General features: G+C 60.1%; 20 protein-coding genes and 1 pseudogene. 18 read left to right on the top strand and 3 right to left on the bottom strand.

What is annotated here, in order from left to right:
• Window position 1 precedes the first annotated feature (1 nt).
• From BSK43_RS31500 to BSK43_RS31470, 7 genes and pseudogenes are all read left to right on the top strand, one after another.
• A complete protein-coding gene (locus BSK43_RS31500) occupies window positions 2–1093 on the top strand; it encodes a phosphotriesterase (protein ID WP_205910679.1) in 1092 nt (363 codons plus the stop codon).
• A gap of 28 nt (window positions 1094–1121) precedes the next feature.
• A complete protein-coding gene (locus BSK43_RS31495; protein WP_077467423.1) occupies window positions 1122–1892 on the top strand; it encodes a glutamine amidotransferase in 771 nt (256 codons plus the stop codon).
• Between the two features lie 4 nt (window positions 1893–1896).
• The gene (locus BSK43_RS31490; protein WP_077467422.1) at window positions 1897–2811 is read left to right on the top strand and encodes a ribokinase; all 915 of its coding nucleotides are present in this window, start codon (window positions 1897–1899) and stop codon (window positions 2809–2811) included.
• Window positions 2808–3649, top strand: a pseudogene (locus BSK43_RS31485) (BtpA/SgcQ family protein). The gene BSK43_RS31490 and the pseudogene BSK43_RS31485 overlap by 4 nt, the downstream one beginning before the upstream one ends.
• A complete protein-coding gene (locus BSK43_RS31480; RefSeq protein ID WP_077467420.1) occupies window positions 3646–4908 on the top strand; it encodes a Zn-dependent hydrolase in 1263 nt (420 codons plus the stop codon). Before BSK43_RS31485 ends, BSK43_RS31480 begins: the two are co-directional and overlap by 4 nt.
• 144 nt (window positions 4909–5052) lie before the next feature.
• The gene (locus tag BSK43_RS31475) at window positions 5053–5547 is read left to right on the top strand and encodes a MarR family transcriptional regulator (protein WP_077467419.1); all 495 of its coding nucleotides are present in this window, start codon (window positions 5053–5055) and stop codon (window positions 5545–5547) included.
• Window positions 5544–6224: a GNAT family N-acetyltransferase gene (locus tag BSK43_RS31470; protein WP_077467418.1), complete on the top strand. Its 681-nt coding sequence runs from the start codon at window positions 5544–5546 to the stop codon at window positions 6222–6224. Before BSK43_RS31475 ends, BSK43_RS31470 begins: the two co-directional genes overlap by 4 nt.
• 26 nt (window positions 6225–6250) lie before the next feature.
• On the opposite strand, the gene BSK43_RS31465 is transcribed toward BSK43_RS31470, so the two are convergent.
• Window positions 6251–7435, bottom strand: coding sequence for an MFS transporter (locus BSK43_RS31465; protein WP_244510134.1), 1185 nt, complete (start codon window positions 7433–7435; stop codon window positions 6251–6253).
• Window positions 7436–7541: 106 nt separating this feature from the next.
• On the opposite strand from BSK43_RS31465, the gene BSK43_RS31460 reads away from it, so the two are divergent.
• Complete coding sequence (locus tag BSK43_RS31460; protein ID WP_077467417.1) at window positions 7542–8348, top strand: helix-turn-helix transcriptional regulator; 807 nt, start codon at window positions 7542–7544, stop codon at window positions 8346–8348.
• Between the two features lie 6 nt (window positions 8349–8354).
• Here the strand turns inward: BSK43_RS31460 and BSK43_RS31455 are convergent, their stop codons facing one another.
• The gene (locus BSK43_RS31455; RefSeq protein ID WP_205910678.1) at window positions 8355–8981 is read right to left on the bottom strand and encodes a LysE family translocator; all 627 of its coding nucleotides are present in this window, start codon (window positions 8979–8981) and stop codon (window positions 8355–8357) included.
• Window positions 8982–9130: 149 nt separating this feature from the next.
• Window positions 9131–10456, bottom strand: coding sequence for an MFS transporter (locus BSK43_RS31450; protein ID WP_077467416.1), 1326 nt, complete (start codon window positions 10454–10456; stop codon window positions 9131–9133).
• A 429-nt stretch (window positions 10457–10885) separates the two neighbouring features.
• Between BSK43_RS31450 and BSK43_RS31445 the strand changes: the two genes are divergently transcribed.
• From BSK43_RS31445 to phnX, 10 genes are all read left to right on the top strand, one after another.
• On the top strand, window positions 10886–11329 hold the full coding sequence (locus tag BSK43_RS31445) for a hypothetical protein (protein WP_077467415.1): 444 nt from the start codon (window positions 10886–10888) through the stop codon (window positions 11327–11329).
• 74 nt (window positions 11330–11403) lie between these two features.
• Window positions 11404–11754: a hypothetical protein gene (locus BSK43_RS31440; protein WP_136687391.1), complete on the top strand. Its 351-nt coding sequence runs from the start codon at window positions 11404–11406 to the stop codon at window positions 11752–11754.
• A 13-nt stretch (window positions 11755–11767) separates the two neighbouring features.
• Window positions 11768–12367: a TetR/AcrR family transcriptional regulator gene (locus BSK43_RS31435; RefSeq protein ID WP_077467413.1), complete on the top strand. Its 600-nt coding sequence runs from the start codon at window positions 11768–11770 to the stop codon at window positions 12365–12367.
• A gap of 251 nt (window positions 12368–12618) precedes the next feature.
• Window positions 12619–13650 (top strand): 2-aminoethylphosphonate ABC transporter substrate-binding protein, encoded by a 1032-nt coding sequence (locus BSK43_RS31430; protein ID WP_077467412.1) that lies wholly within the window; start codon window positions 12619–12621, stop codon window positions 13648–13650.
• A complete protein-coding gene (locus BSK43_RS31425; protein WP_136687389.1) occupies window positions 13650–14795 on the top strand; it encodes an ABC transporter ATP-binding protein in 1146 nt (381 codons plus the stop codon). The genes BSK43_RS31430 and BSK43_RS31425 overlap by 1 nt, the downstream gene beginning before the upstream one ends.
• Window positions 14788–15657: a 2-aminoethylphosphonate ABC transporter permease subunit gene (locus BSK43_RS31420; protein ID WP_077467410.1), complete on the top strand. Its 870-nt coding sequence runs from the start codon at window positions 14788–14790 to the stop codon at window positions 15655–15657. The genes BSK43_RS31425 and BSK43_RS31420 overlap by 8 nt, the downstream gene beginning before the upstream one ends.
• Window positions 15641–16438, top strand: a complete 798-nt coding sequence (locus BSK43_RS31415) for an ABC transporter permease subunit (protein ID WP_077467409.1) — start codon at window positions 15641–15643, stop codon at window positions 16436–16438. The genes BSK43_RS31420 and BSK43_RS31415 overlap by 17 nt, the downstream gene beginning before the upstream one ends.
• A gap of 107 nt (window positions 16439–16545) precedes the next feature.
• Window positions 16546–17448: a LysR family transcriptional regulator gene (locus BSK43_RS31410; RefSeq protein WP_077467408.1), complete on the top strand. Its 903-nt coding sequence runs from the start codon at window positions 16546–16548 to the stop codon at window positions 17446–17448.
• A gap of 154 nt (window positions 17449–17602) precedes the next feature.
• Complete coding sequence (locus tag BSK43_RS31405) at window positions 17603–18757, top strand: TIGR03364 family FAD-dependent oxidoreductase (RefSeq protein WP_077467407.1); 1155 nt, start codon at window positions 17603–17605, stop codon at window positions 18755–18757.
• Complete coding sequence (phnX, locus tag BSK43_RS31400; protein ID WP_077467406.1) at window positions 18754–19557, top strand: phosphonoacetaldehyde hydrolase; 804 nt, start codon at window positions 18754–18756, stop codon at window positions 19555–19557. Before BSK43_RS31405 ends, phnX begins: the two co-directional genes overlap by 4 nt.
• Window positions 19558–19635: the final 78 nt, after the last annotated feature.

Here is a 19635-nt window from a genome sequence, read left to right as displayed (position 1 = left end):
GATGCTGGAACATCTCTTTCCCGAGACCGCAAAGACACGTCACGCCATCGGCGTGCAGACGGGATGCGCCATGACGGTATTGGGGCCGATCCCGGTGTCCGAGATGGGCGTGACCTTGATGCACGAGCATATCTTCCTCGATGGCGCCCGAACGTGGAAGTGCCCTTGCCATCCAGATGAGCGAGCGATTGCCGAACAGCCGCTCGGTATCGAGATCATCGGCGATCTGCGAATGAACCCTTACATGAACCGCGACAACGTCTCTCTTGATGATGCGGATCTGGCGCTCGCCGAACTCGGCCGTTTCCAGTCGCTCGGCGGCCATACGGTGGTGGAAACCACCAATTTCGGCATAGGCCGCGATGCCGAACAGATGCGCCGCATCGCCCGCCTGTCCGGGTTGAAGATCATCATGGGGACGGGATTCTATCTTGAGCATACCCATCCCGAATGGCTGAAGGATATGGATATCGATGAGGTCACGGCCTTCATCGTCAATGATGTCGGCGGTGGCGAAACGCAGCCGGAGATCATGGCCGGCATCATCGGTGAAGTCGGCGTCAGCAAGGATTTTACCGCCGAGGAGCAGAAGTCGCTGCGGGCGTCGGCGAGGGCATCACGGCTGACGGGGCTGCCGCTGTCGATCCACCTGCCGGGTTGGGAGCGCTTGGCCCATCGGGTGCTCGACATGGTGGAAGAAGAGGGTGCGGATCTGCGCCACACCGTCCTTTGCCACATGAACCCCAGTCACAATGATCTCCGCTACCAGATGAGCCTTGCCGAGCGCGGCGCTTTCCTGGAATACGACATGATCGGCATGGATTATTATTATGCCGATCAGGACGCGCAGTCGCCTTCCGACGAGGAAAATGCCCGGGCGATCGGCACGCTTGTCGACATGGGCTTCGCCGACCGGCTGCTGCTGTCGCAGGACGTTTTCCTCAAGATGATGCTGACCCGCTACGGCGGCTTCGGCTACGGTTACATTCTCAAGCATTTCCTGCCGCGGCTGAAACGCCTCGGCGTCGATCAGCAGGCGATCGACCGGATGCTGATCTCCAATCCCCAATCGGTATTTTCCGCCTCGGCCTGACGGCCGCTGGTGCAGACAAGGAGCAGACATGAGCAAGAAAAAGGTTCTCCTCGCGGGCGAATCATGGATTTCCACCGCGACCCACATCAAGGGTTTCGACCAGTTTCCGACGGTCACCTATCATACGGGCGCCGATGAGCTGCTGAAGGCGCTGAAGGACAGTGCTTTTGACGTCACCTTCATGCCGGCGCACGAGGCCCAGCGGGACTTTCCGCTGACGGCGGAGGCGCTTGATGAATATTCGGCGATCGTTCTCTCGGATATCGGCGCCAACACGCTGCTGCTGCATCCCGATACCTGGATCCACTCCAAGCGCACCCCTAACCGGCTGAAACTCCTGCGCGACTATGTGGCCAAGGGCGGTGCGCTGCTGATGTTCGGTGGCTATTATAGCTTCCAGGGTATCAATGGCGGCGCGCGTTATCGCAAGACGCCGGTCGAGGATGTGCTGCCGGTCGCTTGCATGGCGGTGGACGACCGCGTCGAGGTTCCCGAAGGCTTTACGCCTGTTGTCACCGGCGATGCGGCACATCCGGTCCTCAAAGGCCTGGGCGGCGATTGGCCCTATCTGCTCGGCTTCAACGAAGTGACGGTCAAGCCGGGCGCCGAGGTGCTGGCGACGGTGTCGGGCGAATATGGCTCGCTGCCGCTGCTGGTGACCGGCACCTATGGCGCCGGAAAGTCGCTTGTATGGACCTCGGATGTCGGTCCGCATTGGCTGCCGCCGGAGTTTATCGCCTGGAACGGCTACAAAACCTTGTTCGAGCAGATGCTGGCCTGGGCAACGACGAAAGATTGATCTCATGGGCCTCCATGTCGTCGGCAATGTCTGCCTGGATACGAGCTTTCGCCTGCCGCGCCTGCCGCGGCCGGGCGAAACGCTCAACGCGCTGACAACGATCGAGGGACTTGGGGGCAAGGGCGCCAACCAGGCGGTCGCGGCAGCGCGAAGCGGCGCGGATGTTTGTCTGTGGTCCGCAATCGGGAATGACGAACTGGCGGACAGGTTGGTCCGGATGTTGCAGGCCGATCTCGATACAGGCCAGCTGATCCGCCTTGCCTATCCGACCGATCGATCAACGATCCTGCTAGACGAAGACGGCGAGAATTCCATCGTCAGCGCTGTCGAGTGTGCACGGGCCTTTAATCCGTTGTCGCAGACGGATCTGCAGGCGAGATGGCAGGCGGGTGAAATCCTTTTGCTGCAGGGCAATCTGCCTTGGGATGTGACGGTTGCCTGCCTGCATCATGCCAAGCGGTCGGGTCTTATGACGGTGCTCAATCCGAGCCCGCTGCCGGAGAGGCAGGTCAGCGACCTCACCTATGTCGATCTCGTCATTGTCAATCAGGGCGAAGCTTTGACACTGACTGGTCTTGCCGATCCTGAGCAAGCGGCACGCATGCTCGCGGAGATGGGGGCTGCAGGCGTCATCATTACGCTCGCAGGCGAGGGGAGCTTGATCCTCGATGCGAAAGATGCCGGCCCGCTCCGGCTGCGTGCGCAAAAGACGGTGGTTGTCGATACCAGTGGCGCCGGCGATTGTTTTGCCGGCACGGTCGCCGGCTTGCTGGCGCAGGGAAAGAATCTCGGCCAGGCCGCAGCGGTAGCGACGAAGGCTGCGGCCTTGGCCGTCAGCCGTCTTGGAACACTCGCCGCCTATCCCACAAGGGCGGAATTTTCGGAAATCTTGAAGATATCAGAATTGGAAAACACATGACTGGAACAGCAAAGCCAATCGGCCAGACAACGGGCAATGCGCTCATCGATCTTTTCGGCCGCGACAAGGCCATCATTGGTGTCGTTCATCTGGCGCCGCTGCCGGGCGCACCGCGCTACTCGGGCGAGGACATCGAGCTGGTCTACCAGCGCGGCCTCGATGATGCGCGCGGTTATCTTGCCGGTGGCTGCGACGCCGTGATCATCGAAAATCATGGCGATATTCCCTTTTCGAAGCCAGACGATATCGGTCACGAGACATCGGCCTATATGTCCGTCATCTCCGATCGCATCAGACGCGAACTCGGGCGCCGATTGGCATCAATGTCCTTGCCAATGCCGCCATTCCCGCATTGGCGATCGCCAGTGCTGCCGGGGCCGGTTTCGTGCGTGTGAACCAATGGGCCAATGCCTATGTCGCCAACGAGGGCTTTATCGAGGGCGAGGCGGCGCGCGCCATGCGTTACCGTGCGCACCTGAATGCCCGTGGCATCCGCATCTTCGCCGATGCGCATGTGAAGCACGGGGCTCATGCCATCGTCGCCGACCGGCCGGTCGAAGAGCAGGTCAAGGATATCGTCTTCTTCGATGCGGATGTGGTCATCGCGACCGGCCAGCGGACGGGGCATGCGGCGGATATCGGCTATATCGACATGATCAAGCAGGCGTCGGGCCTGCCGACGCTCGTCGGCAGCGGCGTTACGCCAGACAATGTCAACGACATCCTGTCGGTGGCCGATGGTGTGATCGTCGCAAGCTCGTTGAAGCATGATGGCGTCTGGTGGAATGCGGTCGATCCGCAGCGCGTGAAGGATTTCGTGGCAGGCATTCGCCGATGAATGGCAAGCCGATGATCGATGCGCGGAGATTGTTGCAGCGCATCGCCGATTTTGCGGCCATCGGTGCCACCCGGGCCGGAGGCGTCAATCGGCAGGCGCTGAGCCCGGAAGATAGGGCAGCGCGTCGTCTGCTTGCAGAGCTTGCTTTTGCGCGGGGATTTCAAGTCTATCAGGATGAGGTCGCCAATCTCTTCATCCGGCGCGAGGGGCGCGATCCCTCGCTTGCGCCGGTGCTGATCGGAAGTCATCTCGACAGCCAGCCGACCGGCGGCAGGTTCGATGGTGCACTCGGCACGCTATCCGCCTTCGAGGTGTTGGAGGCGCTGCAAGACGCGGGCGCGGTGACGGAGCGGGCTATCGAAGTGGTCTCCTGGACCAATGAAGAAGGCAGTCGCTTCTTTCCGGGCTGCATGGGCTCGATGGCCTTCGTCGGTGCTGGTGACTTGTCCAATTGGCGTGAGATGCGCGGCGCGGACGGCGCAAGACTGGGCGATGAACTGGCGGCGACGCTGAGCGCACTGCCGCAGGCGGAGGTGCGCCCCGCCGGCCATCCCGTCTCCGCCTTCGTCGAAGTCCATATCGAGCAAGGGCCAATTCTCGAACGGGAGGAAATACCGATCGGTGTCGTCACCGGCGTGCAGGGAACCAAATGGCTTGAAGTTTCCTTCGTCGGTGAGGCTGCTCATGCGGGTACCACGCCACTCGAGTTTCGCAGGGATCCGATGGCAGCGGCGGCAGAAGCGATCACTCGATTGCAGGAGGCAATCATGCCGGCTGATCCTCTGGCGCGATTAACGGTCGGGCGCATGGCTGTGGAGCCGAGTTCCATCAATGTCATCCCAAGCAAGGTGACGCTGACCGTCGATATCCGTCATCCGGAAGAGGATGCGCTGGCATCCATCGAGGCGCGCGTCGAGGCAGAATGCCGCGCGGCGGCCGCCCGTCACATGAGCGATGTGTACATCGAAAAGCGGTTTGACATGGCGCCGGGCAAATTCGATGCGACCGTTGTCGCGGCGATTGAGAATGCATGTGAAGGGCTTGGCGTTGCCAGCATGCGGATGGTCTCGGGTGCATTTCATGATGCGCTCTTCCTGAGCCGCGTCGCACCGACGGCGATGATATTCGTTCCGTGCCGGGGTGGCATAAGCCACAACGAGGCCGAATTCGTCGCTGACGAGAATATCGAAATCGGCGCCAGAATATTGTTCGAGACGACAATTGCTTTGGCTGGCGATAGGGCAGGCCGCGGGCCGTAGACGCGGCTGGATGGTCTAAAGGGCGCGTCGGCATCTCGATTTCGTCGGGAAGGTGGTGCGGTCACTGCCAATCGGAAGTGTGCTTGACGGCAATTGCATAAGCAATTATATAACTTGTTATATAATTGGCGCCAGGAGGCTTCCTTGGTAGAGGATATCGTGAAATCGCTCGGCTTGCTCTGTCTCGGCAGCCGCTTCCGCCGCATTGGCGAGCGGCTTCAGGCGGATACCCAGCAGATCATCGAGGAACTCGGTGTTTCCATTCAGTCGGCCCAATATCCGTTCCTCGCGGCGATCGACGGCAACGGCCCACTCACGATAGGCGAACTCGCCCAGGCCGTCGGCATCACCCAGCCGGGTGCTACGCGCACGATCTCCCAGCTTCTGGAACTCGGCTATGTCGACATGCAGGCCTCGGCTGAGGATCAGCGCCGAAGGCTGATCTCGCTGACGCCGAAGGGGCATGATCTCGTCGCTTATTCGAAGCAATCGGTCTGGCCACGCATCGAGCAGGCGGTGGCCGAGCTTTGCGGCGATATGTCGGGGCCGATCCTGCAGCAGCTTGCCGTGATCGAAGAAGGTCTGGCCGAAGCTCCACTTGCCCGCCGGGGAAATTTCCAAAAGGAACAGAAACAATGAAACACCTCCTTGATCGCCCCGTCTGGAGTGCCCTTCAAAGCGGTCATGCAGCATTGGCTGAAGGCGGCGAGTGGGCAAGGCGCTATCCGCCCTCTATCGTCCCCTTTGCAGCCTGCGCGGACAATTCCAAAGAGAGCCTTGAAGCGCTGCAAAGTCTGCCTGCGGCGGGCGAAGTGATGGCTCTTGTCGAGGCCGCGCCCGTCGTGCTCCCGGAGGGATTGACTGCCGTCACGGAAGCCACCCTCGTGCAGATGATTGCCGAGCGGCCTTATGAGCGAATTTCAGACAGCCGTATCGAGCCGCTGACGGAGGCCGATGCGGAGGATATGCTTGCCCTGGCAACTCTCACTAGGCCCGGTCCGTTTACGCTGCGGGCCCAGAGCCTCGGCACTTTCTGGGGTATCAAGATGGACGGCCGCCTCATTGCTATGGGCGGCCAGCGCATGCGGCAGACCGGCTTTGCCGAGCTCAGCGGTCTCTGCACGCACCCGGATTTCCAGGGGCGCGGCTTCGGCAAGCTGTTGTTCCGGTTTGTCGCCGGCGAAATTTCCGCCCGAGACGAGACGGTCTACCTGCATGCCTATATCGGCAACACCTCGGCGATCGCGCTCTATACGGCACTCGGCTTCCGCCTGCGCTCCGAAATGAATTTGCGGATCGTCAAGCGACGCGACTGAGGCACTGGGCCGGGCGATGCCCGGCCTCAATCTTCGACGTTCGGCAACAGGATGGTCAAAAGCCCTATCAGCGGCAGGAACGCGCAAAGTTCGAACACGAATTCGATGCTTGTGCGGTCGGCCAGTGCGCCGAGTGCAGCAGCCCCGATGCCGCCCATGCCGAAGGCGAAGCCGAAGAACAGGCCCGAGACCATGCCGACGCGGCCGGGCATCAACTCCTGGGCATAGACGACGATTGCCGAAAATGCCGATGCGATGACGGTACCGATGATCGCGCTGAGGATGACGGTGATCTCGAGGCTCGCATGCGGCAGGATGATCGTGAACGGCAGGATGCCGAGGATGGAACCCCATATGACCTTCTTGCGGCCGATACGGTCGCCCACCGGGCCGCCGATCATGGTGCCGAAAGCAACGGCGGCAAAGAACACAAATTGGCAGAGCTGCGCCGAGCGTTCGGAAAGCCCGAACCGGTCCATCAGGTAGAAATTATAGTAGCTGGTGAAGCTCGCGAGGTAGAAATACTTCGAGAAGATCAGCGCGATCAGCACGGCGATGGCAATGCCCACACGCGTGCGCGACAGCGTGAGGGCCTTGTGCTTTCTGCCCGACTTGGCCGGAGCGCGAAGGCTTTGCCCGTTCATCTGGTACCAACGGCCAAGACCGCCGAGAATGAGAATGCCGAGGAAGGCGAGCACGGCGAGGAAGGCCATGCCACGCTGCCCATGCGGCAGGATGAAGAAGGCGGCCAGCAACGGCCCGAGCGACGTGCCGAAATTGCCCCCGACCTGAAATACCGATTGCGCAAAGCCATGCTTGCCGCCCGATGCCAGGCGCGCGATGCGCGATGCTTCGGGATGGAAGATCGAAGAGCCGAATCCGAGCAGCACCGCACCCATCACCAGAACGGAATAGTTCGGTGCGAAGCCCAAGGTCAGCATACCCGCGCAACTGCAGGCCATTCCGAAGGGAAGGGAATAGGGCTGCGGCTTGCCGTCGGTGTACCATCCGACGAATGGCTGCAGGAGCGATGCGGTAATTTGGTAAACGAATGTGAGCAGGCCAAGCTGAGCAAAGCTTAGCTCAAAACCGGCCTTCAGGACCGGATAGCTCGCCGGCAGCAAGGATTGGGTGACGTCGTTGATAAAATGGCCGAGGCTGGCGACCATCAGGATCGGATATATGGTGGTTGCCGCGCGGGGCGCGTTCATGACCTGGCTCATGGCACTCGCTTTCAATTCGTCTGTCGCGCTGATATTGAAAGAACAAATCGCCCGCCACCGCGATTAGGCGTAACTGTTACGAGACTGGGCCAAAATGGTCAGGAACAGCCGAATTGATCCTTTCATCGATGTCGAGCGGCCTCTGGTAGCGCTTGGCAACGAGTACAAGGATGGGCATCGTGTCGCCCCGCATCAGCATCGCCGCGCGCAGTTGCTCTATGGCTTTTCCGGCGTGGTGCTGGCGACGACCCCGAACGGCACCCTGGTCATGCCGCCCGAACGAGGCATGTGGATTCCTCCGGGCGTCGTTCACAGCGTTCGCATGCTGGGCAATGTCAGCATGCGCAGCGTCTATATCGAACCTCATGCCATCGAGAACATGCCGGATCATTGTCAGGTTGTGGAGATATCGCCCTTGTTGCGGGCGCTGATCGCCGAGGCTGTCGATATTCCGGTGGAATACGATCCGAACGACCGCTCAGGGGCGCTGATGGCGCTTCTTCTGCACGAATTGGCACGGCTGAAACCGCTGCCGCTTTCCCTGCCATTGCCGAACAATCCGGTGCTCGCCCAGAGGTGCCAGGATTTCCTCCTGCATCCCACCGCGCATGACACCATCGACGCATGGGCAGACCGGATGAGCATGAGCCGGCGCGCATTTACCCGGATGTTTCGTCTGGAAACTGGGTTGAGCTTCGTCGAGTGGCGCCAGCAAGCCTGTCTGCATGCGGCACTTCCGCGGCTGGTCGCAGGCACGGCGGTCACCACGATCGCGCTGGATCTCGGCTATAAGAATCCCGCCGCCTTCACGTCGATGTTCAAGCGCGCCTTTGGCTATGCCCCGCGTGAAATCGCCCGTCAGCAGATCCAGCCAGACAGCCTGCGGAATGACAACAGTTGAACAGGCCTACTGTTGCTGAAGGGCGAGCCTGAGGCCAAGCGCCACGTAAATCGTGCCGACGACCTTCCCCTGCCACCGGCCGACGCTGCGGTTGCGGCGCAGCCAGCCGCCGATCGAACCGGCTCCAACAGCCAGAAGCGACGTTACGCATATGCTGAGCCCGACGAAGATAGCGCCAAGCAGGGCGAATTGCCCAATGACGGAGCCACTTTCGGGGTGAATGAACTGCGGCAGGAAGGCCAAGAAAAACAGGGCGGTCTTCGGGTTGAGTATCTCGGTAAAGAACCCCTGCCGAAAAGCGCGTTGGGCGGTAATGGCCTGTGCCGCTGGCATGTCCAGGCTCTCGGCCTTCTCGATGAAGGCCTTGAAGCCGAGATAGATCAGGTAGATGACGCCGGCATATTTGACGATTTCGAAGGCCAGCGCCGATGTGGCCAACAATGCCGACAAGCCGAACGTCGCCATGATCGTATGGAAGAGATCGCCGGAGGCGATGCCAAGGCCTGTCGCCAGACCAACACGCCTGCCGCCGCTGACAGACCGAGCCAATGTCAGCAGCGTGGCTGGCCCAGGAATAAGCATCAGCCCCAGCACGACGATAAAATAGGTTGTCAAAACACCAAAGCTGATCATCGGTTTCCTACACTTCCGCATTCAACTCCGACGAAGTTGAAGATGAGACGGCTCCGTTGCCATGCGCAACGGCTGCCGTCCCAACTCAAGAACCTGACGATGCAACCTGTCAATGGCGGACGCGTCACATTCTCGACGATGCGATCCTTTCAGTGCATACGGCTGGCGCGGGGAGCCGGTTCGGCATCGACGATCCAGCGGCGATGCGAGCCGAGCGCGATCAGGAGCACGACCGACAGGAAGCAGCAGCCGGCGAGGATATAGAATCCGACATCGCCGTTCCCAGTGGCCGCATCGACATAGGCCTTGATCTGCGGTGAGGCAAAGCTGCCGAGATTGCCGAGCGAGACGATGAAGGCAATGCCGCTTGCCGCGCCGACGCCGCCCAGATAGCGGGTCGGCAGGCTCCAGAAGACAGGCTGCGAGGAGGCTAGCCCCGGAACCGCGATGCAGGCGGCGATGACCATGACCCAGGGGTTCATCGTCAACCCGATCGTCGCAAGCGCAAGCGTGCCGATCGTCAGCATCGAGATGCAGACAATGCGGTGATTGTCGTGCTTATCGGCATAGACGGTGAAGACACGCGTCGCGATGAGCGCGCAGAACCAGGGAAGGCCGAGCAGGACGCCGACCCAGGTATTGATGCCGCCACCCATCGCCTGTGCCAACCGTGCTGGCAGGTAGAAGGTAATGGGGCCGACGCCGACCTGGATGAAGAGGTAGATGCCGATAAAGGCCAGAACGCGCCAATCCTTCAGCACGCTGAAGACGGAATGCTTGACCTCGGAGAGCTTGCCGCGTTCTTCCGCCTCGATGACGCCAATCAGCGCGTTCTTCTCTTCCGTCGTCAGCCACTTCGCTTCGTTCGGACGGCTCGTCAGGAAGAAGAGCGCGAAAATACCGACAACCGTCGCCGCCAGCCCTTCGACCGCGAACATCCATTGCCAGTTGGTGAGACCGAGCACGTCGTGGTGGGTGAGCAGCCAGCCGGAAAGCGGCGCGCCGATCACCAGCGATAGAGGTATGCCGAGATAGAACAGGCCGGTGGCGCGCGCCCTTTGCTTGGCAGGGAACCAGTAGGTCAGATAGAGCAGGACGCCCGGATAGAACCCGGCTTCGCAGACGCCGAGCATGAAGCGCACGATGTAATAGGTCGTTGCGGTGTGGGCAAAGACCATGCAGGCCGAGACAATCCCCCAGGTGATCATGATGCGGCTCAGCCAGAGGCGGGCACCGACACGCTGCATGATCAGGTTGCTCGGTACTTCGAATGTCGCGTAGCCGAGATAGAGAATGCCGGCGCCGAAGGCATATGCCGCATCCGAAAGACCGGTATCGGCCTGATAGGCCGTTTTTGCAAAGCCGACATTGGAGCGATCGAGGAAATTCAGGATCAGCATCAGGCCCAGAAAGGGCAAAAGGCGAATGGTTGCCTTGCGCACGGCGCTCTGCACCGCCGGATTGTCGTCTGTCATGTCACTCCTCCCGAACGGTGAAATCCCCAAGTGGCACAATGCCGCTCGAGGCCGCCTCCGTCCTCACCGGATCTCCCTCCGGTCATTTCTACGATGGCTCGCATATGGCGAGCAGTTTGCATATACGCAGATTATATTTATGGGTGAAAAGGTCAATAGCCGTCCCGTCTGGTTTCACAGGCAGCTTCGCGGAATGGCTTCATGACCATTCGCCACGTAGATTTGCGTGGCCTATCCAGAAAATCGGGCTTTTCGGCAGGGAGGTTTACGGAGTGAGATCACCTGTCTTTACAAATGACCGACGGTCAGTCATATACTTGCCGTGTTGTTATATCGGTATGAAGAACGGTCGTCTGCGTGGGGCAGGAGCCTCATGAACAGTTCGCGCCGCAGCCGTCATTCCTATTTTGCATAGGAGGAATCCTTGTCATGATCCGCCACGATCTTACGCATTGGCCACTCGTGCTTTCCGCCGCCCAAGGTTCCATGTCGCTCAAGGAGCAACTCGACTTCCTGTCCGATTGGACGGAGTGGCTCGACCGTGGCGAAACCTTCTCCACCCTGCGGGTCTTCACCGATAGTGAAGCGCTCAAGCGTCCTGACGGCGGTGCGAAGGAGGCCAAAGTCTGGCTTCAATCCAATGGCGATCGAATCAAGCAGCTTGTCATCGGCATGGCAACCGTCGTGCCGCCGGCGGCCGTAGAAGAGATGAGCCGAATGAATGCCGAAAAGCTGTTCGGTGTTCCCGCGCAGATATTCGACGATGTGAACGAGGCAACGATGTGGCTCGCTTCCGTTTCGGCCACCGTCGGAATGCCGGTGCATATGGGCAATGTTCTGCGAAGCCTCACCGCGATGCGCGCGCCGTCATGAGGGCGTGCCCATCGATGCCACCGGATTGCGATGAGACCCATTGGCCGCTTGCCATTCTGGTTGCGGAAGCGCCGTTGGATGCCCAAGCCATCCAATCGGGCCTTGATCGGGTCGAGGACTGGCTGCAGCGCAAGCAGCCGTTTGCGCTCCTGTTGATTGCGGCTTGCGAGCCCCTGTTTTTTGGTGATGCGGCAATGCTGCGGATGGTGGCGCAACGGGTTGAGGATGCTGGAGATACTCTTCATCGATCGCTACTCGGGGTCGCCGTCGTCGTTCCCGAGGCAATAACTGATGCTGCACGGCAAAGTCTTGCTCGTCTTCCGCTCGATATGCCGTTAGAAATCTTCGAGAAAGGCCTGCACGCGGCAGAATGGTTATGCCGGTCCGTTCTTAAGCCGGCCGGCCTTGCTATCGACAGCCTGTGAACAAGGAGACCCCGTGACCGTCGCAGACCGCCAGCGCCCGCGCACCAAGCCGCCGGAAATCCGTCGCGAGGAATTGATGGACGCCGCCCAGCGCCTGTTTCTGGAAAAGGGCTTCGCCGCCACCAGCGTTGCGGAAATCGTTGAAGCCGCCGACGTCGCAAAGGGCACTTTCTACCTCCATTTCCAGACCAAGGATGATGTGCTTGCCGGTTTGAAGATCCGGTTTATCGAACAATTTTGCCAGAAGGTTGATGCGGCCAATGCAGCAGCCGCCACCGGCAGCTGGATGTACCGGTTTGATGTCTGGATGGAGACCTGCGTGTTCGGCTATCTTGACGCGGTCCCGCTACACGATCTGGTTTTCCAGCAATTCCACCCCGCCAAGCGCGGCATGAAGCGGGCCAACCCGATCGTAACCCGCCTGACATCCTTTCTGCTGGAAGGTCGTGATGCCGGTGCATTCTCATTTGTCGATGCCAGGCTTACGGCCGTCATGCTGTTCAATGCCATGCATGGTGCCGTGGATGACTGTCTGGCCGACGGACCATCGGTCGACCGGCAAAAGCTTGCTGGTACGGTCACTGACTTCTGTCGACGCGCCGTCAGTTCGTAAACTGACATGGAGCGGGCGCACACGCGCTTCATCATAGAAGATGCTGATGGCTTGGCGTTTGACGCGGCTTCAACGCTCACCTGCATATCTCTATCCAAGACAAAATAAGCGTTAAGATTACCTTATTAAAATTATAGCCAATGACTATTGTCATATAAATGAAATAGTCATTGGCTATGAATTTGCTCGCACCGTTTCACATTAACCCACTCCATGCCGGCTGGGTCAGGTCATTGAGCAAAGGAAATATCATGAAAACCAAATCCATTTTTGCGATTGCGGGCTTGCTTACGTCGGTCGCGCTGCCGGCAATGGCGGCGGATAATGTCGTGACGATCTACAGCGCCGATGGCCTGCATGACGGCACGCCGAGCTGGTACGGTAACGAATTCGAAGCCTTCACCAAGGCGACCGGCATCAAGGTTCAGTACGTTGAAGCAGGCTCGAGCGGGGTCGTCGACCGACTGTCGAAGGAAAAGTCGAATACCCAGGCAGACGTTCTCGTTACCCTCCCGCCCTTCGTGCAGAAGGCAGCCAGCGAAGGCCTGCTCGATGCCTATACGCCAGCCGGCGCCGACAAGATCGACGCGCGCGACAAGGACCCGAAGGGCCTCTATGTCGCGATGATCAACAATTACCCGAACTTCATCTACAACAGCTCGGTGCTGAAGACGCCGCCGGCGACATATCAGGACCTGCTCGATCCGAAGTTCAAGCAGAAGATCCAGTATTCCACGCCAGGCCAGGCAGGCGATGGCACTGCCTTGATGCTCCAGGCATTCCACGCCTTTGGCGGCAAGGACGCCGGCCTTGACTACCTGAAGAAGCTTCAGGTCAACAATCTCGGCCCGTCCGCCTCGACCGGCAAGCTGACCGCGTTGGTCAACAAGGGCGAGCTCTATGTCGCCAATGGCGATCTGCAGATGAACCTGGCGCAGCAGGCTGACAATCCGAACATCAAGATCTTCTTCCCCGCAGGCCCGGATGGCAAGAAGACCGCGTTCCCGCTTCCCTATTACATTGCGCTTGTTTCCAGCGCGCCGCATTCGGACAATGGTAAGAAGCTGATCGACTTCCTGCTCAGCGAAGACGCCCAGAAGGATGTCAGCGCCGTCGCTCAGGGCTTGCCGGTTCGCACCGACGTTCATCCGACCGACGAGAACTTCGCCAAGCTTCACGCCATCATGGAAGGTATCGAAATCTGGTCGCCGGACTGGACCAAGGTGCTTGCCGACCTGAAGCAGGACGTCGATGCCTACGGCAAGGCGATCGCGAGCAACTGATGTCGATAGCAAACGCAAGGCTATCCGAAAACGGCCGGCCGACGACATCGTCGTCGGCCGCAGCCGCCAAGCGTATCACCTTCGAGAATGTCTCGGTTGCCTATGGCGGCCTCACGGTTCTCGACTCGCTGAACCTCACGGTCAGCCCCGGTGAGATCGTCGCCCTGATCGGCCCGTCGGGCTCGGGAAAAACCACGGCTCTCAGAGCCGTGGCCGGCTTCGTGCGCCCATCCGGCGGCCGCATCATGATCGGCGACAGGGATGTCACCAATCTCGCGCCCTATGACCGCGACATCGGCATGGTCGTGCAGAACTACGCGCTGTTTCCACATATGCGGGTCGAGGAAAATGTCGCTTTCGGATTGCGGGCTCGCCGCGCGCCGGAGGAGATTATTCGCGCCCGTGTTCCCGAAGCGCTCGCGATGGTCGGAATGGCCAATTACGCGAAGCGTTATCCGCGTGAGCTTTCCGGCGGCCAGCAGCAGCGTGTCGCCATCGCCCGCGCCATTGCCATCCGGCCACAGGTGCTGCTTCTCGATGAACCGCTTTCGGCGCTCGATGCGCAGATCCGTCGCTCGATGGTCGACGAGCTCGCAAGGCTGCATCGCGAGCTGCCGTCGCTCACCGTGCTTTATGTGACACATGATCAGTCCGAGGCGCTGACGCTCGCCAACCATATCGGCATCATGCGCGATGGAAAGCTGAAGGCGTTCGGCGATGCCCAGTCCCTATTCCGCTATCCGCCCAACCGCTTTGCCGCCGAGTTTCTTGGGCGCGCCAACCTCCTCGAAGTCAAGGGCCTGCAGCCGCTTGACGATCAACGGGCGCAGGTGCGGTTCGGCGATCAGGTGCTGGTGGCACGCAACCATCATCGTCTGCCGATGGGAAGCGATTGCCTGCTTTGCGCACGGCCTCATGATTTTCGGCTGGATGCCGCTGAGGGCGAGAGCAATCGGCTGACCGGCGTCGTGCGCAGCGTCCAATGGCAGGGCGACACGCACAACGTCACGCTCGAAGTGGCAGGGCAGGAGGTCAGAATGTCCTCCGCGCCTATGAGCGCGCCGCCGTCTCTTGGGTCCATGCTGACGCTCCACCTCAATTCCGCCGACGTGACATTGGTGCCGGAGGACGGCCGCAATGGCTGATGTCGCCGCAGCAACACTTGCGCCCAAGCCGCGCTGGGACCGCTTCTGGACGGTGCCGCCGCTTCTGGTCCTCGCTGTATTGTTCTTCTATCCGCTGGGGCTGATCGTCAGGCAATCGCTTGGGGATCCCGGCACTGTGTCGCTTGCGGCATTTGCCGAGGTATTGTCGTCCCGCGAGTTTCTTGACGGACTTCAGCATACGATCGTCATCGCGCTCGGCTCGACGGCGGGGTGTCTTGTGCTCGGCTTCATCTTCTCGCTGGTGATCGCCTTCGTTCCTTTTCCGGGTGCGAAGTTCTGCGGGCGGCTGATCGATACGTTTATCGCCTTGCCGACCTTTCTCGTGACGCTTGCCTTCACCTTCATCTATGGCTCGGCGGGTCTCGTGAACGAAAGCCTGATGCGGTTGATGCACGTCGACCTGCCGCCGCTCGACTTTCTCTATTCGCAGTGGGGCGTGATCCTGGCGGAAACAACTGTCTATACGCCCTTCGTCATGCGGCCGCTGCTGGCGACTTTTTCGCAGATCGACCAGGCGCAGATCGAAGTTGCCAGCAGCCTCGGCGCAAAGCCGTGGCGTATCGTGCGGCAGGTGATCCTCCCGGCCGCCATGCCTGCTCTGATCGCCGGCGGCAGCCTCTGCCTGCTGCTGACGGTCAACGAATTCGGCATCGTGCTGTTCATCGGCGCCAAGGGCGTCATAACGTTGCCCGTCCTCGTTTACGCCAAGGCGATCCAGGAATTCGATTATACGACCGCCTGCGTTATCGCGGTGGTGAACGTCGTGCTGTCGCTTGGTCTCTACAGTCTCTATCGGGCCGTGATCGCCCATTTCGGGGGCAATCGTGCTGGTGTGGTCTAAATCGGGGCGGATGCTGGTCTGGGGCGTCGCCATCCCGCTGTTTATCATCGTTTATGGATTGCCGATCGCGGTCATTGCCTTGGCAAGCATCAGCGGCCAATGGAACGATATTCTTCCGACAAAGCTAACGCTGGTTCACTATGCCAATGCCTTCAGGAGCGATTCCTTTGACAGCCTGAAAGCCAGCATCGCCACAGGAGCCATCGCCAGCGTTGCAGCCCTCATCAGCGGCACATGGGCGGCTTTGGCTTTGCGGAAACTGAACCCTTTGCGCAAGCGCATCCTCGATCTCGTCTTCTTCATTCCGAGTGCCGTTCCGTCGGTCTCCATCGGCCTTGGCCTGCTCGTCGCCTTCAGCCAGCCGCCGCTGTTGTTGAACGGAACACGGCTGATCGTGCTGATCGCGCATTTCGTGCTGATCTCGGCATTCACCTACGGCAATGTCTCCGCCGGCCTTGCACGCCTGCCTGTGGAATGCGAGCAGATCGCCGAAAGCCTCGGCGCCCGTCCGTTCTATCGGCTGCGCCGGATCACGCTTCCGCTGCTGATGCCCTATCTCGTCGCTGCCTTCAGCCTCAGCTTCGCGCTGTCGATGGGCGAGCTGGGAGCGACCGTGATGATCTATCCGCCGGGCTGGGTCACCTTGCCGGTCAATATCTTCGCGCTCTCGGATCGTGGCGCCATCTTCGATGCCGCAACGCTGACGATGATCCTGGGTGTGGCGACGCTGATCGTGCTTTGGGGGTTGTCGCGCCTCTCTAACAGATCGGTCCAGCGCTGACGCCACGCGCTAGCATGTCCGGCCTTTGTGGAAAGCGAGTTGCCACGGTGGGGTCGGCGACTTATTGAACTGTATATCTGTGCGATTTCAGGGTGGGACCATCGCGAATGCCGTCTGTTACGCTTGCGCAAATGAAGGCCGTCGAAGCATTGGCACGCACGGGAAAATTCTCGCGTGCAGCCGAGGATCTGGGGATCAGCCAGCCGTCGGTTTCCACACAGGTCCAGTCGTTTGAGGAATTGTGCCGTACCCGCGTCTTCATCCGTGATGGACATAACATCAGCGTCGCACCATCCGCAGTCAGTCTGATCGCCAAGATCAGGGTGACGCTGAAATGCCTCAATGAGGTCGACCGGGCGATCACCGACACCACATCGCTGAACACCGGCACGATCTCCATCGGCTTCAGCGCGCACCGGCTCATCATGCCGGTCTTGACTGCCTTCGTTCGGCAATTTCCGTCTCTGCGTTTGACGACGCGGGGCGGCCCGTCTCTGGAACTGGCCGATGCAGTACTGCGTGGCGAGCTTGATGTTGCGACGATTTCCCAGGTCACGCCCGACAGCCGCTTTTCATCGCTGCGGCTGCATGAATCCCGCGTGGCGATCTATGGCCGCAAGGGAGATCCCATGCTTGAGAAAGGTCGCTTGACTTTGGCCGATCTCGATGGCCACGACATGGTGCTGTGGAACAAATCATCCGGCACCCGCATGCTGCTCGAAGACGCTGCCAGCAAGCAGGGCGTGAAGCTGAAGCCCGTCCTCGAAGTGGCGACGCTTGATGTCGCCTATGCTGCCGCTGCCGCCGGCATAGGGTTAGCGATTTCCATCGAGGGGGAGGTCCGGTCCGACGATCACATAGACGTCGTTCCGCTGGTCGAACCCGAACTGGCCATCGGCCACTATCTCGTTACCTTGCCGGAATGCCGCGATCACGCGGCCATTGCAGCTTTCTTCGAGGTCGCGAGGGAGCATGCGCTTGAGATGGACGGCGAGCTCCCTTTCAATTGATAGAAAAATATAGTCAATTAATATAATTTCACAGAATTTATAATTCTGTCATATGATTTTGCTATGCCTTACCCTATAAAGTCCGACCAAAGGCTCGGTGGCGTTTATAAGGCCAATCGAAGAGAGCTGGGCTGGCTGAGGAAAGGGCAGTGTAATGGCAGTTGGATATGATCTTGCGGTAGTCGGCGCTGGTATCGTCGGGCTCGGTATGGCGCTGGCTGCGACGCGACAGGGCAAGAAAGTCGTCGTCATCGAGCGCAATGCCAAGGCCGTCGGCGCCTCCATTCGCAATTTCGGCTTCGTCACCATTTCCGGACAGAAGGCTGGCGCGCATTGGGAGCGGGCCATGCGCAGCCGCGACATCTGGGCCGAGATCGTCGCTGAGGCGGATATCGCGGTGCTGCATCGCGGTCTGGTGATGCCGGCCCGACGTGATGAGGCTGCGGTCGTGGTCGAGGCCTTTCTCAAAACGCCGATGGGCGAGAAATGCCGCCTGATGACGGCAACCGAGGCGGGGGATCTCGTGCCCAGCATGCGCCTCGACGAAGTCAAGTCGATCCTCTACAGCCCGCACGAGCTGCGTGTGGAATCTTCCGAGGCTTTGCCGAAACTCGCCGTCTGGCTCGAAGCCAAACACAAGATCGACTTTCGATGGAACACCGCCGTTCGGGCGATCGACGGCACGCGGATCGAAACAAGCCATGGCCTCATCGAAGCCGAAGCAGTCGTCGTTTGCCCCGGCGACGATTTCTCGACGCTTTTCCCCGATGTCATCGGCAGCCATCCGTTGACGATCTGCACGCTGCAGATGCTGCGTGTCTCGCCTGGGCAGCCAAGCCGGTTTGGCGCCGCTGTCATGTCAGATATGAGCCTGGCGCGCTATGAGGGCTTTGCCGATTTGCCGGAGGCTGCAGCGCTCGGAACGCGGCTGGATCGGGAAGAAGCCGAGAGCCGCGCCGCCGGTATCCATCTGATCGCCGTCCAGTCTGCGGATGGCTCGCTCGTCGTCGGCGACAGCCATGTTTATGGCAATGCCCAGCAGCCGTTTGCAAGCGATCGCTTCGATCAACTCATTCTCGACGAATTCGATCGCGTCTTCGATCTTCCGGGCCGGCATGTGGTCAACCGCTGGATCGGCACTTACGCCTCCTCGAAGGAGCGCAATGTTCTGGTCGAGCGTCCTGCGGATAATATTCGGCTCGCGATGGTAACCGGCGGCACCGGTGCTTCAACCGGCTTCGCATTGGGCGAGCAGGTCATCGATGATCTTTATGGTTCAAAATCGGGTTCATGGGAGACAGAGCAATGAGCCAGCTGAAAGCCGTTGTATTCGATTGGGCAGGAACCGTGATCGATTTCGGGTCCTTTGCTCCGATGGGCGTATTCGTCGAAGCCTTCAGCCGTTTCGGCATCGAGGTTACCATCCCGGAAGCGAGAGAGCCGATGGGGCGCCCGAAATGGGATCACATAGACGCGATGCTGAAGCAGCCGCGCATTCACGAGCTATGGACGGCGCGCCATGGCAAGGCGCCGACGGCGGCAGACGTGGATGCGGTCTACGAGGTCTTCGTCCCGATGAACGAGGAGGTCGTGCATAAATTTGCGGATCTCGTGCCCGGCACCACGGAGGTCGTTGGATCGTTGCGTCAGCGTGGCTTCAAGATCGGCTCGACGACGGGTTACACCCGTTCGATCATGGAGCGCGTCCTGCCGCTTGCCAAGGAACAGGGCTACGAGGTCGACAATCTCGTCTGCGCCGGCGACCTGCCGCATGGCCGGCCGACGCCGATGAACATGTATAAGTGCTTTCTCGATCTCGACGTCTGGCCCGCCAATGCGGTTGTCAAGGTGGACGATACCGGCGTTGGTATCGACGAGGGTGTTGCCGCCGGCTGCTGGACGGTCGGTCTCGCATTGAGCGGCAATGAAGCCGGTTTGACGCCGCAGGAAGTCGCGACCATGGCACCCGACGCGCTTGCCAGGGTCCGCGAACATGCGTCCGGCGTGCTGAAGAAGCACGGGGCTCATTATGTCATCGATACGGTCGCCGATCTGATGCCTGTCATTGACGACATCGAACGTCGGCTTGCCGCTGGCGAGCGACCTTGATCTGCCAAGGGCTCAAATAAGGATTATTCGACAGCACGACAACGAAACGCATCGCGGCGAAGAAAGGCCTTTGCTATG

The organism is Rhizobium sp. P44RR-XXIV, assembly GCF_001999485.2.
Lineage (GTDB): Bacteria > Pseudomonadota > Alphaproteobacteria > Rhizobiales > Rhizobiaceae > Rhizobium.
The sequence above is the reverse complement of the archived record's forward strand: the minus strand, read 5'-3'. Positions and strand labels throughout refer to the sequence as shown.

Bases quoted from the DNA above. Each gene is read 5' to 3' on its own strand.
- phnX (WP_077467406.1), top strand. From the start codon at position 18,754: ATGAGCCAGCTGAAAGCCGTTGTATTCGATTGGGCAGGAACCGTGATC.
- BSK43_RS31460 (WP_077467417.1), top strand. From the start codon at position 7,542: ATGGTCAGGAACAGCCGAATTGATCCTTTCATCGATGTCGAGCGGCCT.
- BSK43_RS31465 (WP_244510134.1), bottom strand. From the start codon at position 7,435: ATGAACGCGCCCCGCGCGGCAACCACCATATATCCGATCCTGATGGTC.
- BSK43_RS31430 (WP_077467412.1), top strand. From the start codon at position 12,619: ATGAAAACCAAATCCATTTTTGCGATTGCGGGCTTGCTTACGTCGGTC.
- BSK43_RS31470 (WP_077467418.1), top strand. From the start codon at position 5,544: ATGAAACACCTCCTTGATCGCCCCGTCTGGAGTGCCCTTCAAAGCGGT.
- BSK43_RS31495 (WP_077467423.1), top strand. From the start codon at position 1,122: ATGAGCAAGAAAAAGGTTCTCCTCGCGGGCGAATCATGGATTTCCACC.
- BSK43_RS31425 (WP_136687389.1), top strand. From the start codon at position 13,650: ATGTCGATAGCAAACGCAAGGCTATCCGAAAACGGCCGGCCGACGACA.
- BSK43_RS31455 (WP_205910678.1), bottom strand. From the start codon at position 8,981: ATGATCAGCTTTGGTGTTTTGACAACCTATTTTATCGTCGTGCTGGGG.
- BSK43_RS31410 (WP_077467408.1), top strand. From the start codon at position 16,546: ATGCCGTCTGTTACGCTTGCGCAAATGAAGGCCGTCGAAGCATTGGCA.
- BSK43_RS31405 (WP_077467407.1), top strand. From the start codon at position 17,603: ATGGCAGTTGGATATGATCTTGCGGTAGTCGGCGCTGGTATCGTCGGG.
- BSK43_RS31480 (WP_077467420.1), top strand. From the start codon at position 3,646: ATGAATGGCAAGCCGATGATCGATGCGCGGAGATTGTTGCAGCGCATC.
- BSK43_RS31490 (WP_077467422.1), top strand. From the start codon at position 1,897: ATGGGCCTCCATGTCGTCGGCAATGTCTGCCTGGATACGAGCTTTCGC.
- BSK43_RS31500 (WP_205910679.1), top strand. From the start codon at position 2: ATGCTGGAACATCTCTTTCCCGAGACCGCAAAGACACGTCACGCCATC.
- BSK43_RS31445 (WP_077467415.1), top strand. From the start codon at position 10,886: ATGATCCGCCACGATCTTACGCATTGGCCACTCGTGCTTTCCGCCGCC.
- BSK43_RS31450 (WP_077467416.1), bottom strand. From the start codon at position 10,456: ATGACAGACGACAATCCGGCGGTGCAGAGCGCCGTGCGCAAGGCAACC.
- BSK43_RS31420 (WP_077467410.1), top strand. From the start codon at position 14,788: ATGGCTGATGTCGCCGCAGCAACACTTGCGCCCAAGCCGCGCTGGGAC.